Origin of the sequence: Methanosarcina baikalica (assembly GCF_031461075.1) — an archaeon.
GTDB classification, from domain to species: domain Archaea; phylum Halobacteriota; class Methanosarcinia; order Methanosarcinales; family Methanosarcinaceae; genus Methanosarcina; species Methanosarcina baikalica.
In genome coordinates, this window is sequence record NZ_JAVKPK010000082.1 from 1 (window position 1) to 14672 (window position 14672).

Here is a 14672-nt window from a genome sequence, read left to right on the forward strand (position 1 = left end):
CTTCCCCACCATAAAAAAATATAAGCATTAATAGGTGTAATAAGTTGCGTTGGAAACTATAGTTTAACTCGTGTTCAATATTTCATCGAGCCTCGTGACCCCGAGTTTTATGACCTTCTGGAAGAAACTTACGAATCCATTTTTTAATATTATACGAAGCTTTTAGAAAGCAAGGGCATGAAATTGAACTTACGAAAAACATAACACCATAAGAGATTAAAGATTCGCTTTACCGTACGGTAAACTACGAGCAGATAATAGAAAAAACAACATTTATGTCATCAGACCTTAGGAAAAGGGCACATGAGTTAAAAAAATAAATTACAGTACAATACTTAACAAATTGATCCAAGGTTCTGGTTAAATTATATATGTTCCTAATAAAAATTAGGTATCTTTAAAACTCTGAAATAACATTACTGATGAATAAATATGGATCCCAATGAACTGACCATCATAAGTCTTATCTTAGCCTTTATTTTTGGCATACCTGGTGTTATTAGTGCATATTATGCTATAAACGATCATAGTGAGAAAAATCAAGGTTTTACTTCTAAAGAAGAACATATTTTTGATAAAATAAGTAAAGTGAAAAAGGTTCTCTTAGAATTACGTGATAAGTGGAAATCTTCACCGATTAATATGTTAATTTTTACTGTGCTCATACTCCTAACATCAATTTTATTACTTATAGTTTCAACTTTATCTTTTTTAGGAGTTCATCGAGCAAGTGATTTGATTCCTATCATTTATGGCATTATAAACATTTATAAAAACTTCAATGTTGATCTAAAAATACTGATTTTTTCAATAATAAACATTGGGTTCACTTTTTACGTTTTAAAGTTATGTGTAACCCCATCAGAGATTCTTGCTATAATTAATATTTTTGTTCCGCAAAAAGAAGAAATTAAAGCTTTAAGTTTGCAAATTAATGAGTTGAAAAAGCAATCAGATGATTTATTCAAAATACAAACTAAAATACAACAGGAGTTAGATAAAGGGGAATATAAAGAAGCGATGCGGGATTTGCAAAGTAAAAAGATGCATACAGTCAGTAAATTATTAAACGAAGCTTCTTCTGAAATATTTAGAATACTAAAAAAGTATGAAGTGAAAGGTCACCCGGAAGCATATTATATTTATAATCCTTATCTACAAATAATTATAGAGTGTACCGACAATTCTGGTATTGTAAAAATCCCTGGTGAAGTGATTAAAGAAATTAAAAATCTTGAACACAAGTTTGATATAAAAATTGAATTTGCAGAGAATAAAATGAGTAACTAATTTTAGTTAAGTATCCATGTTATTCAAATACTTGATTTGTCTAGTGCCTACGTTTTTAGGGGTTCCGTTGCAAAAAATCTACAGTATGCCGCAAGTTCTGTAAATCCTAATTATTCTGTACCCCTCACCACAATAATAGAGTTTTAGCCTTTACTGATGATAGAGTTAATGTAAAAGTAAAACCTGTGCGTTTTCCTAAAAATCTATGCGAGCTTTTTGACAGAAAATGTTTGCATTTCCGAGTAGTGTACAAGTTTTTAAAGTTATAAATCTCAAGAAGTCATTACAATAGCATAAAAATTGACAAAACAAAATTATTCTAAGACAAAACAATTGGCTCTCTTTTATCAGGATATGTTTAAATTGTAACAAACGAAATTATGCTGATATGGAGAGTGCTTCCCAGAATAAAGAGTTATTCGAAAAAATATCTTCATTCCTCGAGAAGGAAGGAGCAACAAAGGTAGCTATTTTTGGCTCTTATGCAAGAGGAGAAGAAAGACCAGAAAGTGATATCGACGTTCTTGTAGAGTTTTCCAAAACGAAAGGTCTGCTCACTATGGTCAAAATTGAGAGAGAGCTATCAGAGTCTCTTGGAGTAAAAGTTGATTTACTAACCGAGGGGTCGATAAGTCCATACCTTATTGAAGGAATTAAAAAAGAAGCAAAAGTGATCTCTGCATGAGAAAAAACGACTCGATTTACCTTAGCCACATCCTCGATTCAATTGAACGTATTGAAGAATATACTAGAGGTATGGAAAAAGAAGATTTTTCGTCTAGCAATCTAGTTCAAGATGGGACGATCAGACAAATTGAGATTATAGGTGAAGCCGCTAAAAACTTATCCCAAGATCTCCGCGAAAAGTATCCTCAAATTCCCTGGAAGGACATTGCTGGGATGAGGGATCGATTGATTCATCATTATTTTGGAATTAATTTGGAAGATGTTTGGCATACTGTTAAAGTCGATATTCCTGTTTTAAAAGATGAGATTCTTGTGATACTCGATATTCTGGAGACTGAAAAATAATGATGTCTCTGATTGAATGGTTCCACTGCAAAAATTAATTTTATAGATTTCTGCCTATGCGTTTGCAATCACAATTGTTACAAAGTATATAGGAATATGCAGGTTATCTTCTGTTTAATAGGCATGTAATCGATGATATTTCCGATATTCCTATATCTTTTGGAATATTTGCGGTTTAGGAATATTTGCGGTTTATAAAGTATAGGGATCGCCTGCTGAGAGTGCTGTTCCTTATTTCTATTGGAAGTCGGCCAGAGGAGGATAGTATTTTACGTAGTTAAACTGAAAAATCAATAGCATTAAACCCTGAATTGTCTAAATCTTAATAATTATTTACAGCAAGAGTGCCCTCAAAGGGGTATACTTCCAGAATCGGGAATTCGTCATCCTGACAAAGGATTACATCAAGAATAGCGCTTATTTGATGAAAATCGTCCGGCAGATGGACAGAAAACTGATCGAACAATTCTAGAGAAAAATACTTTAATTACGCGATGTTTATTCGGATGAGGAAGTTTAAAATGCAAGTCTACATCGACGGAAAGTACTATGAAAAGGAAAATGCAAAGGTGTCGGTATTCGACCATGGTTTTCTCTACGGGGATGGAATTTTCGAAGGAATCCGGGTTTATTCGGGAAAAGTCTTCAAGCTGAAAGAACACCTGGACAGGCTCTATAAAAGCGCGAAGGCGCTAATGCTCGAAATTCCATTAACTCCGGATGAATTAAAAAAGGATGTTGAAGATGCCGTGAAGCGTAACCAGAAAACAAATGGCTATATTCGGCTGGTCGTTTCACGGGGTGAAGGAGACCTCGGAGTAAATCCGTTCCTCTGTAAAAAAGCTTCGGTGATCATTATTGTCGGGGACATCCAGCTTTATCCTGAAAAGTTTTATACGGAAGGAATCCCGGTTATCACGTCGAGTCTGCGCCGGATCAGCCCGGACTGTTTCGACGTCCGGATCAAATCGCTCAATTATTTGAATAACGCTCTCGCGAAGATCGAGGCTGCCCAGGCGGAATGCATGGAAGCGGTGATGCTAACGCGGGAAGGCTATGTCGCGGAATGCACCGGGGACAATATTTTTATAGTGTCTAATGGGGTTCTTTACACACCCTGCCTGACCGACAGCGCCCTCGAAGGGATAACCCGCAGTTTTGTGATGGAAATCGCCGAACGCGCCGGAATGACTATCCGGGAAACCCATTTAACGCAGTACGATCTTTACACCGCAGACGAATGCTTCTTGACAGGAACCGGGGCGGAATTGATTCCGGTCAATAAAATCGACGGCCGCGTGATCGGCAGCGGTAGACCCGGTGAGTGGACGAAAAAACTGGCAAACCTCTTTCATGAGGCAGTGCACACGTAATAACGGAAGATATTTCACCCGATTGGTTCCGGAAATGCTCAGGTTAATCATGGCCTGGACATTCCCATAACACTTTTCGCGTCATAAAAATCAGCGTCACGGTGATAAATGGCGGTTTTCTGTTTACCCGAAAATTTTTGAAATTTGCATCCGGTTATCTTATTCCGCTCTTCGCTGTTCCGAATGGGTAATTTATACAGGACTTACGTACCTGAGGTACAAAATCAAGTATGATAAACACAGTGAGTTAAAATTACATTTTCGACAGTTAAAGGTTTATTCCCACACAGCTTCAGGGACAAAACGTCTCATTTCCGGGCTGAGGCGTTTTTTGAATTGACACTCAATTCAAGATCTACTGTAACTATTTTTTTTCATGAATGTGTTCTTTCAGTCTTTTTTGCCAAAAACACAATCTTTCTCCATGTTTTTAGGGTTTAAGCGTTATGTTTGTTAAAATATAACAGTGGAATCTGTTCTATTTCCTGGAGGTAAAATGTTCCGTTTCGAGAGGAAAAATATGATCTTTATCAAAGCATAATGGTATGATATATCTTCTTCTTTTTTGTTAAAATCGCCATACGCCCATTATTTGATGGGATGAGTGTTATGTTTATTTAAACATAACGGTGTGATATCCCCTATTGTTCCTATATGGTTTGTTTCAAGCAGTAATCCTTTTTTCGCAAAATGAAGTGTTATCTTTTCTACAACATAACAAAATTTCTATTTTGAATTTATAATTGCTCATTACTAAACTGAGAAATAGTGTCTATTGATATCTCTTCTCAAGAATAGTTTTCTAATTATCTCGTGAATTGTACTCTATTTCTTCTAATAGTTGGTAACTCGACCTATAGAAAACTATTTATACAAATAAATAGGAAAATGGTAACTGTATTCCTCCATTATAAAGCTTAGTTATGTTTGTATAAACATATCACTTAATAAATTAATATGGGAGGCTCAAAAAAAAAGAAGTCTGCAACACAGGAAAAATCTCACTATTCTATTGAGTAGCTCGATTGATTGTTCAAAATATAATGTCCGAAGAGGCAAATTGTGAGTTTTGGGATGAGCTCTACAAGAAAATATTGGAAGAATGAAAATGACAAGAAAAATTGCTTTTTATGGTAAAGGTGGTATCGGAAAATCCACCACTCAACAAAATACTGCAGCAGCTATGGCATATTTTCACGGCAAAAAAGTTTTTATTCATGGTTGTGACCCAAAAGCAGACTGCACTCGTTTGGTACTCGGCGGCGTACCTCAGACCACAATAATGGATACGCTCAGAGAGCTGGGTGAGGAGGCTGTAACAACTGAAAATGTAGTTAATACCGGTTTCGGAGGAATCAAATGCGTCGAATCCGGTGGTCCAGAGCCCGGTGTTGGCTGTGCTGGTCGGGGAGTTATCACCGCGATCAATCTTATGGAGGATTTGGGAGCCTATTCAGAGGATTTGGATTTTGTTCACTTCGACGTATTGGGTGATGTTGTCTGCGGTGGTTTTGCAATGCCGATTCGAGAGGGAAAAGCCCAGGAGGTATATATAGTCGCTTCTGGAGAGATGATGGCAACTTATGCAGCAAATAATATCTGCAAGGGCCTGCTGAAGTATGCCGAACAAAGTGGTGTAAGATTGGGAGGAATTATTTGCAACAGCCGTAAGGTCGATAATGAGCTGGAAATGATGGAAGAATTTGTTTCCGCGCTTGGAACACAACTGATTCATTTTGTACCACGAGACAACATTGTTCAAAAAGCGGAGTTCAATAAAAAGACAGTTGTAGAGTATGACCCAGAATGCAATCAGGCGCTTGAATACGGAAAACTCGCCAAGAAAATTCTTGAGAATGATATATTCGTGATCCCAAAACCATTAAGCATGGACCAGCTGGAAAAAATGGTAGCAAGATACGGGCTTATGGACTGATCATGCAAAAAGCCATTCATGCAATTTCATTCTCCACACGCAGCGTAAAACTTCATTGTAAACACACAAAATTTCATTTGCCGCCGGATGAAGTTTCGTATTATAAATTTCGGCTGGAAAAGGAGGCTTCATATGAAAATGATCAGAGCTATATTGCGCCCTGAAACTACTGATGAAGTTACTGAAGGACTCGAAGAGGCTGGTTTTATCTCACTAACAAAAATAAATGTATTTGGTCGTGGAAAACAGAATGGGATCACGGTAGGAACGACACACTATGATGAACTTCCTAAAACCATGATTATGCTAGTTGTAGAAGATAAGTCTGTTGAAGAAGTTGTTAAACTTATCAAATGCAAAGCATACACAGGTAATTACGGAGACGGTAAAATTTTTGTAACTCCCGTTGACGATGCGTACACAATACGTACTGGAGTTCCAGGTCTTTAAGGAGATGCAACTATGAAAGAAATAATTGCAATTATCCGTCCGAAAAAAGTTGTGCCCACAAAGGAAGCCCTTGAGATACTTGGTGTTCCGAGTGTAACTGCGATTCCAGTACTCGGCCGGGGTAAACAACGAGGCATTGCAGCCGAACTCAACATCGATATTCATCCTGATATTTTGGCTCAAGGTATAATGGCTGGAATGAAGTACATGGAGTATGTTCCCAAACGCCTTCTGTCCGTAATTGTCCGCAATGAAGATGTTGATACGATTGTTGAAACAATCATTAAGGTTAACCAAACTGCAGAGATAGGTGACGGGAGGATTTTCATCTGTCCGGTTGATGATGCCTTTAGGGTAAGGACAGATGAACAGGGCGACAGCGCTGTTCTGTAATAAAAAGAACAAGGAGGAACGAATCCATGCCATATCACACATTCAAATGTAGCGAATGTATTCCTGAAAGGGCAATGCACGCTGTTATAAAAGGTCCAGGCGAGGATTTGACGTCGTGCCTTCCTCTCGGATACCTTAACACAATTCCGGGAACTATTTCGGAACGTGGCTGCGCTTTCTGCGGAGCAAAGCATGTTATTGGTGCACCCATGAAAGATGTCATTCATCTGTGTCATGGACCAGTCGGATGCACCTATGACACCTGGCACACCAAACGCTACATCAGCGATAATAACAACTTCCAGCTTAAATATGCCTGGGCGACGGATATGAAGGAAAAACATGTCGTGTTCGGCGCCGAAAAACTGCTCAAGCAGAACATCATCGACTGTTTCAAGGCTTTTCCGCATATCAAAAGGATGAGCATCTACCAAACCTGCACTTCAGCGCTTATAGGGGACGATATAAATGCGGTTGCTCAAAAAGTAATGGCAGAAATGCCCGATGTCGATATCTTCGTCTGCAATGCTCCTGGATTCGGGGGGCCGAGCCAGTCGGGAGGGCACCATAAAATCAATATCGCGTGGGTCGATCAGAAGGTCGGAACGTTTGAACCGGAAATTACAAGCAAATACGTCATCAATTACGTCGGCGACTATAACATCCAGGGCGATGTGGAAATCATGGTGGACTATTTCCGGAGAATGGGGATTCAGGTTCTTTCCACCTTTACAGGCAACGGATCCTACGACGATCTCAGAGGTATGCACCTGGCACACCTCAATGTGCTTGAATGTGCACGTTCCTCTGAGTACATCTGTAACGAACTCAGAAAAAGATACGGGATCCCGCGTCTTGATATCGATGGATTTGGATTCGAACCGTTGTCTGTATCACTCATGAAGGTCGCCATGTTCTTCGGACTCGAAAAGGAAGCAAAAGTCATTATCGACGAAGAAACCGCCAGATGGAAACCGGAACTCGACTGGTACGCGAAACGTCTGAAAGGGAAAAAAGTATGCCTCTGGCCTGGAGGCTCCAAACTCTGGCACTGGGCGCATGTAATTGAGGAAGAGATGGGAGTTAAAGTCGTCTCTGTGTATTCAAAATTCGGTCATCAAGGAGACTTCGAAAAGGGCGTTGCACGGTGTAGCGAAGGCGCGCTAGCCATCGATGATCCCAACGAGCTTGAGGGACTTGAAGCTATGGAGATGTTGAAGCCCGATATCATCCTCACCGGTGTTCGTCCAGGCGAGGTTGCCAAAAAGGCCCGAATCCCATATCTCAACATACATGCATATCACAACGGTCCCTATAAAGGATTTGAAGGATGGGTCAGGCTTGCCCGTGATCTTTACAACGCGATCTATTCGCCGATTCATCAGCTTTCCGGCGTAGATATCAGCAAGGATGAGATACCTACAGATACGGGATTTTTGACTCGACGGCTGATTTCTGATATGAATATAAGTAAGGATGAGACAACTCCAAGCTCGGAAAGACCGTATACCGGAGAATACGATATTGTTTCAAAATTACGTGGAAAGACATACCAAAGTTCACCAATACAGCTTGGCTCACAACAACAGCTTGATGGCACGGTATAATGGAGGTGATGTCATTCATGGATGATATTATGAAAGACAGGATCGAGCAACTGGTGGATTATATTATGAAATGGTGTCTGTGGCAGTTTCACTCCCGTGCCTGGGACAGAGAGAAGCAGAACGAGGGAATCCTTACAAAAACCATGCAGTTATTGTGTGAGGAACCCGTTGAACTCGAAACTCCGGCGGACAGATGCTATTGGGTGGACGCTGTGTTTCTGGCTAAGGGTTTCAAAAATACGTGCCCATGGTTGGCCACGATGGACAAAAAAGATATCAAGCTGCTCATGCAAGGACTCAAAGATCGTATGGACTACTTAACCATTAAAGGGTCACTGAATAAAGAACTTACTAACCCGCTCTATTAAGAAAGGGGAAATATTATGTCTTGCGAACTAAAACAACGAGAGCGTGGCGGCATTATCAACCCGATATTCACATGCCAGCCTTGCGGCGCGCAGTATGTCAGTATAGGAATAAAGGATTGCATTGCGATCGTTCATGGAGGACAGGGATGTGTTATGTTTGTCCGCATGCTGTTCGCACAGCATTTCAAGGATAGCTTCGAGATCGCATCTTCCTCTGTGCACGAGGATGGTGCGGTGTTCGGCGCTGTCAAACGCGTTGAAGAAGCGGTCGATGTGCTTTTGATGCGGTATCCGCATGTGAAGGTCGTACCAATCATCACGACATGCTCGACGGAAATCATCGGCGACGATATCGATGGTCTCATTAGGAAGCTCAAAAAGGGGCTTTTGAATGAAAAATATGCCGGTCGGGAAGTCTATCTTATTCCTATTCATGCACCCAGTTTTAAGGGAAGCATGGTGAGTGGATACGATGTCGCGGTGCAGGATTTAGTAAGTGCGTTTGCGAAAAAAGACAAACCTAACGGAAAACTCAACCTGATTACCGGCTGGGTCAATCCGGGAGACGTAACAGCACTCAAGCACCTTTTGTCGGAAATGGATGTGGATGCGACAGTCCTTTTCGAAATCGAAAGCTTCGATTCTCCTCTGATGCCAGACAAAAGCGGGGTCTCCCACGGCAGCACGACGGTTGATGACTTGATCGGAACGGCGGATGCCCTGGGAACGATTGCACTGAACAAGTACGAAGGAGGAAAAGCCGCCGGATTTTTGGAAAGCAAATTTAACGTTCCTGCAATCATAGGACCGACTCCTATCGGCATTCGCAACACTGATACCTTCCTGCAGAACGTAAAAAAAATGACTGGAAAACCAATTCCAGAATCACTCGTTCGCGAACGGGGAATTGCCATCGATGCGCTGACCGACCTTACACATATGTTTTTCGCCGATAAGAGAATCGCTATCTACGGAAACCCCGATCTTGTCATCGGTCTTGCCGAATTCTGTCTTGATCTGGAGATGAAGCCTGTGATTCTTCTTCTCGGCGATGACAACCAGGCCTATCAAAACGATCCGCGTATCAAGGCGTTTCAGGAAAAAGTTGATTTCGATATGCAGATCATTATGAATGCGGATCTGTGGGAACTGGAAAACAGGATCAAAAACAAGGAAGTTGAACTCGATCTCATCCTGGGGCATTCCAAGGGTCGGTGGACCGCCATCGACAACAATATTCCCATGGTACGCGTGGGTTTTCCCACCTTCGACCGTGCAGGACTGTACCGCCATCCGGTCGTTGGATACGCGGGTGCAATATGGCTCGCTGAACAGATGGCGAACACATTGTTTACCGATATGGAGTACAAGAAGGATAGGGAATGGTTACTGAATGTATGGTAAGGAGTATTAAATGAATTAGGATTCGAGCAATCAAATATTGTAAGACTTAGCTGAGATTTTATCCCAATCCTGCCAGTTCTCGATTGTTATCATGTTCTGGCAGAATCACTAAGAAGAGGATCCAAATTAAAGTTTCGCTGGCGCATCTCGCTGCAAGCAATGGGGTATTTTTGCGTCGTTACAAATGATATATTCCTATGATTACGGAGTTAATCCCGTAGGGCTTATGTAAATCTAGCAGATAGGTCCGACGGCGAGTAACTATTTTTATCTCAGCCTGAAATCATCATGAATTGCAACAAGAAAGGAGGATGTGTCTTGAAAATTGCAGTTGTAGAAAGCAGTAACCAAAAAACGAGTTCAATATTTGAACCTGGATTCGTTGCAACATATGAGAACGAAGGCGGGGAATGGAAAGTCATGAACCGTTTTGAAAATAAAGTTTGCAACGCGAAGGGTATTGCTGCGGTACGCATGGCTGTGGCAGATATCATAAAGCAGCTTGATGATGTGAAAATAGTGGTTGCCAGTGAAATCCCAGGGATAGCGTTCGGTATTTTTGAAACAGCGGGCTTTGAAATATTCCTTGTAAAAAATTGCGCTTTGGATGTTCTTGATTCAGTCAAAAAAGAAATGCTTGAGGTAATTGAGGAGCAGCAGGAGAAACCCTGCAAATTCGATATCGTACAATTTTTGGAACCTGGTATGTATAAAGGTGATTTTTGTCTTAATATGGAAGAAATCCTTTCAAAGAATCCGCAGTTGACTTCAAAGAAAATTCTGATTCCCTATCTGAAAAATGGAGAGTTCAATAGGCTGGATGTCATTTGCAGTCATGTTCCAAAGTGGTTTGACAAAGATTTTGGCGTCTTGGGGCTTGAATATGAAACTGTAAATGTACTACCGACTAAAAAGACCGTTAGAATAGTGCATGTGCAAGCTTTGTGAATATTATTAATAAAGTTATAATAATGTCACATTTTTGGTCTTGAGCGCGGATGATTGCTTAAACGGTTTTGCGCCTTTGCTTTTAGTCAATACTCTATCCATATGATACGGTGCCGAAAGAACTGCTTATTCACCTAGAATATATCGAACAGGACAATAAGTGGATGAATATGTTTCTTACACAACTGGAAAAAATGTACAGGAAGGGTGTACTTTAATGGAGCAGGTTAGTTATACACAGAGAAACTGCACAGATACGAAGAAAATCGAAACGTTTCTTTTGCGAGAAAGAACCGGCGTGCTTGGAATGGTAAGTGGTAATTTCCCGTATGCTGTTCCGATGAATTATGTATGGCACAACGGTTCTGTTTACTTTCATGGCATGGGGTCGGGTAAAAAGGAAAATATTCTTTCCCAAAATCCGCTCGTTTGTTTCACTATATATAAGGAACATGGTACCGTGACTGACCCGGTGCCCTGTCATGCAGATACGGCATACATGAGCGTAATGCTTTTTGGAAAGGCTGAAAAGGTGACTGACTCCAAAGAGGCAGCCGAAGCACTCCAGAAACTGCTTGACAAATATATGCTGAAGTATTACAGTAATCCTTTAACCAGCACTTTAATTGAGAAGTATCGCTCTTCACTTGATGGGAACATGGTTTCGATTTATCGGATAACTTTGCAGGGAATGACGGCCAAAGAAAACTCGGTGGAGCCTGAAAAATTATTTAACTCGAAAACGCGGTAACCATATGCTATAGTTACATGAAGCAAAGGCGCTTTAGGAACAAAAATTCCCGAAGCGCCTTTTCAGGTTATGGTGCAAAAATAATATTTCCGCAGTTTGATACTATCATTTTTATCTTTTTTGAGCTATCATAAATCTTTTTACCCTTTTTTTCTCCTTATCAAACACTTATGGGCATTTCCTACAAGGTCGAGTCTTCCTGCTTTTTCCAGGGCTTCATATACAAGCTCATAGTTTGCAGGGCTCCTGTAGTGCATAAGGGCTCTTTGCATGACTTTTTCTTTTTTGTTCCGTGCAACGTATATTTTTTTGCCGGTGAACGGGTCAAGTCCTGTGTAATACATACAGGTCGATACGGTCATAGGAGTAGGGGTAAAATCCTGTACCTGTTCTGTATAGCCTCCATGGTCCCGCACATACTCTGCCATTTCTATCATATCCTCAAGAGTGCAGCCCGGGTGGCCTGACATCAGGTAGTTTACAACGTACTGCCGCTTGCCGCACTTCCTGTTGAGAGTTGTAAATTTTTCGGCAAATTTTTCATAGACTTCTCTGCCGGGTTTGCACATTGCATTCGTGACTCGTTTTGAGAAATGTTCAGGTGCGATTCTCAACTGTCCGCTAATGTGGTGGGCGCAAAGTTCTTCGAGATACTCTTCATCCTCAAGAGCCAGGTCGTAGCGTACTCCATAGCCTGTAAAGACCTGCTTGACTCCTGGAAGTTCGCGCAGGCGGCGCAGGAGTTCGAGCAGCTTTTTATGGCTGGTATCCAGAGCAGGACATATACGGGGGTAAAGGCAGGACTTATCCAGGCAGGCTCCTTTCTTCTCCCAGGTTTTACACTCCATGCCGTACATGTTGGCGCTGGGGCCGCCTACCCCATTTATAATGCCTTTGAAATCCGGTTTTTCTGTAAGTTTTTTTGCTTCTCGCAGGACGGAGTCGATGCTGCGGCTTGCAATCGTGCGTCCCTGATGCTGCGTAATTGCACAGAAGGCGCAGCCTCCGAAGCAGCCTCTGTGCGTTGTAAGGGAGAATTTTACCATTTCCAGGGCAGGGATAGATTCTGTATAGGAAGGGTGGGCTTCACCAGTGAACGGCAGCTCATATACATGGTCCATTTCAGCATCTGTCAGGAGACGCATAGGCCTGTTCTGCACAATGACGGTTTTCGGGTGAGGCTGGACAACACCTTTTCCAGTAACAGGATTCTGTTCCATGAAATATTTGCGGAAAGCCTCTGCAAAGGCTACTCTATCCTGAGAAACGTCGGAAAAAGAAGGGATTTCAACGTATTCTCCTAAAAATTCAGCTGTCTCTGCAGTTGTTTTCCCATATTTTTGTTCAGGTACATCCTGTTCCTTCTGTTCTTTCTCTGTCTTTTTGCCTCTTTCTTTGAGTTCTTTCCAGGCTTTAACTTCCATCTTCCAGACCGTTCCCGGAATGTCTTTTACATCTCTGATACTTTCCCCGGCCTGTAAGCGTCTTGCAATTTCTACGATCTGAAGTTCTCCCATGCCGTAGACCACGAGATCGGCAGGTGCATCAGCCAGAATGGATTGCCTGACCTTGTCTGAAAGATAGTCGTAATGGACAAAGCGTCGTAAGGAAGCCTCAATACCCCCCAGCACGATAGGCACTTCAGGAAAAGCTTCTTTTATCCTGTTTGAGTAAATTATTGTAGCTCGGTTCGGGCGAAGCCCTGTTTTACCTCCAGGGGAATATGCGTCCTTCTCTCTAGGCTTCAGGCCCGGGGTCAGGTTGCTGACCATTGAGTCAGTATTTCCGGCGCTTACGGAAAAGAAAAGTCTGGGCTTTCCAAGTTTTCTGAAGTCTTCAGGGCTGTCCCACCGCGGCTGGGCAATTATTCCGACCCTGAATCCAGCGTCTTCAAGTACCCTTCCTATTATCGCGGTGCCGAAGCTGGAATGGTCTACATAAGCGTCTCCGGTGACCAGGATAATGTCCAGTTCCTTCCAGCCGCGAGATCTTACTTCTTCAGGGCTCATTGGAAGGAATTCTGATATAGGTGTGCGTGAAGAAACAGACTTTTCTGATTTTTTTGCCTTTTTTCCGGTCTTAATTTCGGATCTTTTTTCCGGTTTTTTATCTGTATCTGCTGAGGACTTTGCTTCTGTTTTCTGTCCGTCTGTTTTTTCGGATTTTGTCCTGGACCTCGTTTCTAATTGTGCTTCTTCTACTGTTTCTTGTCTTACTTCCATTTTTTTTGGGACAAAAAAACCGGTTTTTCTGTTCAGCCTCTTTTTATCCGGTTTCTCCAGGCTGAATTTTTTATTTTCTTTTGAAACTTCCGTATCTTTTGCCATAATGTGCTTCCAGGCTCCTCATTCGATTCAATCCCCGGTTAAACAGGCAGTGGGATTATTCTCATATCCGGTTCTTCTTCTCAGACCGTCTTCCAGGGCAGTCTTCATACTCCCATCATCATTCTTAGCATCCTGTATGAGGCCATGATCTGGTTGTTTCCATCCCTGTCCGCAGGGGCTCCATGTCCGGAATACAGGGTTTTTACATCAATTTTTATTAGTTTTTCCACCGAGCTAAGCATCTTTTCAGGTTCTGAACCATCAAAATCCATTCTTCCGAACCCTCCACCCGGAAATACCGTGTCCCCGGAGAAGAGACTTTTTGAAACCGGTTCATAGAGGCAAATACTCCCCTGTGAGTGGCCAGGCGTGTGGATAACTTCCAGCTGTTCCCCATTTCCTATGTCAATTTTATCCCCTTCTTCATATGTAATTGTGGGCTTGACAGCAGGTGCACGGTCTCCGAAAAGCACGGACACACTCAGGTATTCATCGTTTACACCCTGAAGGTCGGCTTTGTGTATCCCGATTTCTGCACCGCTCTTTTCTGCGATTATTGCTGCTGCCGCTGTATGGTCATAATGACAGTGGGTCAGGATTATGAGTTTCAGGTCTGTAAGCTTGATATATTTCTCCAGTTGTTTAATAATCAGATCACTACTCATTCCCGCGTCGATAAGGATCTTCCCATTTACCAGATAGACACTTGAATCGTAAGCTGTGGGACAAATGTATCGGACTTCCGTATTTCTTCCTCCTATATTCCTCTCTCTTTTTGCTCTTTTTTATTTCT

General features: G+C 41.7%; 14 protein-coding genes. 12 read left to right on the forward strand and 2 right to left on the reverse strand.

Annotated features, from left to right (window positions below):
• Nucleotides 1-432: 432 nt before the first annotated feature.
• From RG963_RS14675 to RG963_RS14730, 12 genes are all read left to right on the forward strand, one after another.
• Entirely contained in the window at nucleotides 433-1290 is an 858-nt protein-coding gene (locus RG963_RS14675; RefSeq protein WP_310577033.1) for a hypothetical protein, read from the forward strand.
• Between the two features lie 388 nt (nucleotides 1291-1678).
• On the forward strand, nucleotides 1679-1975 hold the full coding sequence (locus RG963_RS14680) for a nucleotidyltransferase family protein (protein WP_310577034.1): 297 nt from the start codon (nucleotides 1679-1681) through the stop codon (nucleotides 1973-1975).
• Entirely contained in the window at nucleotides 1972-2322 is a 351-nt protein-coding gene (locus RG963_RS14685) for a HepT-like ribonuclease domain-containing protein (RefSeq protein WP_310577035.1), read from the forward strand. Before RG963_RS14680 ends, RG963_RS14685 begins: the two co-directional genes overlap by 4 nt.
• A gap of 521 nt (nucleotides 2323-2843) precedes the next feature.
• Nucleotides 2844-3695 carry a branched-chain-amino-acid transaminase gene (ilvE, locus tag RG963_RS14690; protein WP_310577036.1) on the forward strand — a complete coding sequence of 284 codons (852 nt, stop codon included), beginning with the start codon at nucleotides 2844-2846 and terminating at the stop codon, nucleotides 3693-3695.
• A gap of 1108 nt (nucleotides 3696-4803) precedes the next feature.
• Nucleotides 4804-5631 (forward strand): nitrogenase iron protein, encoded by an 828-nt coding sequence (gene nifH, locus RG963_RS14695; RefSeq protein ID WP_310577037.1) that lies wholly within the window; start codon nucleotides 4804-4806, stop codon nucleotides 5629-5631.
• A gap of 132 nt (nucleotides 5632-5763) precedes the next feature.
• Nucleotides 5764-6081, forward strand: coding sequence for a P-II family nitrogen regulator (locus RG963_RS14700; RefSeq protein ID WP_310577038.1), 318 nt, complete (start codon nucleotides 5764-5766; stop codon nucleotides 6079-6081).
• A 12-nt stretch (nucleotides 6082-6093) separates the two neighbouring features.
• Complete coding sequence (locus RG963_RS14705) at nucleotides 6094-6474, forward strand: P-II family nitrogen regulator (RefSeq protein ID WP_310577039.1); 381 nt, start codon at nucleotides 6094-6096, stop codon at nucleotides 6472-6474.
• A 26-nt stretch (nucleotides 6475-6500) separates the two neighbouring features.
• Nucleotides 6501-8081, forward strand: coding sequence for a nitrogenase iron-iron protein, alpha chain (anfD, locus tag RG963_RS14710; protein ID WP_310577040.1), 1581 nt, complete (start codon nucleotides 6501-6503; stop codon nucleotides 8079-8081).
• Between the two features lie 17 nt (nucleotides 8082-8098).
• On the forward strand, nucleotides 8099-8449 hold the full coding sequence (gene anfG / locus RG963_RS14715) for a Fe-only nitrogenase subunit delta (protein WP_310577041.1): 351 nt from the start codon (nucleotides 8099-8101) through the stop codon (nucleotides 8447-8449).
• 15 nt (nucleotides 8450-8464) lie between these two features.
• Entirely contained in the window at nucleotides 8465-9853 is a 1389-nt protein-coding gene (gene anfK / locus RG963_RS14720; RefSeq protein WP_310577042.1) for a Fe-only nitrogenase subunit beta, read from the forward strand.
• Nucleotides 9854-10171: 318 nt separating this feature from the next.
• Nucleotides 10172-10801: a Fe-only nitrogenase accessory protein AnfO gene (gene anfO / locus RG963_RS14725; RefSeq protein WP_310577043.1), complete on the forward strand. Its 630-nt coding sequence runs from the start codon at nucleotides 10172-10174 to the stop codon at nucleotides 10799-10801.
• Between the two features lie 160 nt (nucleotides 10802-10961).
• A complete protein-coding gene (locus RG963_RS14730; RefSeq protein WP_310577044.1) occupies nucleotides 10962-11552 on the forward strand; it encodes a pyridoxamine 5'-phosphate oxidase family protein in 591 nt (196 codons plus the stop codon).
• A gap of 140 nt (nucleotides 11553-11692) precedes the next feature.
• Here the strand turns inward: RG963_RS14730 and RG963_RS14735 are convergent, their stop codons facing one another.
• A complete protein-coding gene (locus RG963_RS14735) occupies nucleotides 11693-13561 on the reverse strand; it encodes a YgiQ family radical SAM protein (protein ID WP_310577045.1) in 1869 nt (622 codons plus the stop codon).
• Nucleotides 13562-13983: 422 nt separating this feature from the next.
• Nucleotides 13984-14640, reverse strand: coding sequence for an MBL fold metallo-hydrolase (locus RG963_RS14740; protein WP_310577046.1), 657 nt, complete (start codon nucleotides 14638-14640; stop codon nucleotides 13984-13986).
• Between the last annotated feature and the right edge of the window lie 32 nt (nucleotides 14641-14672).

Coding starts and splice junctions, on each gene's coding strand:
- RG963_RS14735 (WP_310577045.1), bottom strand. CDS start 13,561: ATGAGCCCTGAAGAAGTAAGATCTCGCGGCTGGAAGGAACTGGACATT.
- anfK (WP_310577042.1), top strand. CDS start 8,465: ATGTCTTGCGAACTAAAACAACGAGAGCGTGGCGGCATTATCAACCCG.
- RG963_RS14700 (WP_310577038.1), top strand. CDS start 5,764: ATGAAAATGATCAGAGCTATATTGCGCCCTGAAACTACTGATGAAGTT.
- RG963_RS14705 (WP_310577039.1), top strand. CDS start 6,094: ATGAAAGAAATAATTGCAATTATCCGTCCGAAAAAAGTTGTGCCCACA.
- nifH (WP_310577037.1), top strand. CDS start 4,804: ATGACAAGAAAAATTGCTTTTTATGGTAAAGGTGGTATCGGAAAATCC.
- RG963_RS14685 (WP_310577035.1), top strand. CDS start 1,972: ATGAGAAAAAACGACTCGATTTACCTTAGCCACATCCTCGATTCAATT.
- ilvE (WP_310577036.1), top strand. CDS start 2,844: ATGCAAGTCTACATCGACGGAAAGTACTATGAAAAGGAAAATGCAAAG.
- RG963_RS14675 (WP_310577033.1), top strand. CDS start 433: ATGGATCCCAATGAACTGACCATCATAAGTCTTATCTTAGCCTTTATT.
- RG963_RS14680 (WP_310577034.1), top strand. CDS start 1,679: ATGGAGAGTGCTTCCCAGAATAAAGAGTTATTCGAAAAAATATCTTCA.
- anfG (WP_310577041.1), top strand. CDS start 8,099: ATGGATGATATTATGAAAGACAGGATCGAGCAACTGGTGGATTATATT.
- anfD (WP_310577040.1), top strand. CDS start 6,501: ATGCCATATCACACATTCAAATGTAGCGAATGTATTCCTGAAAGGGCA.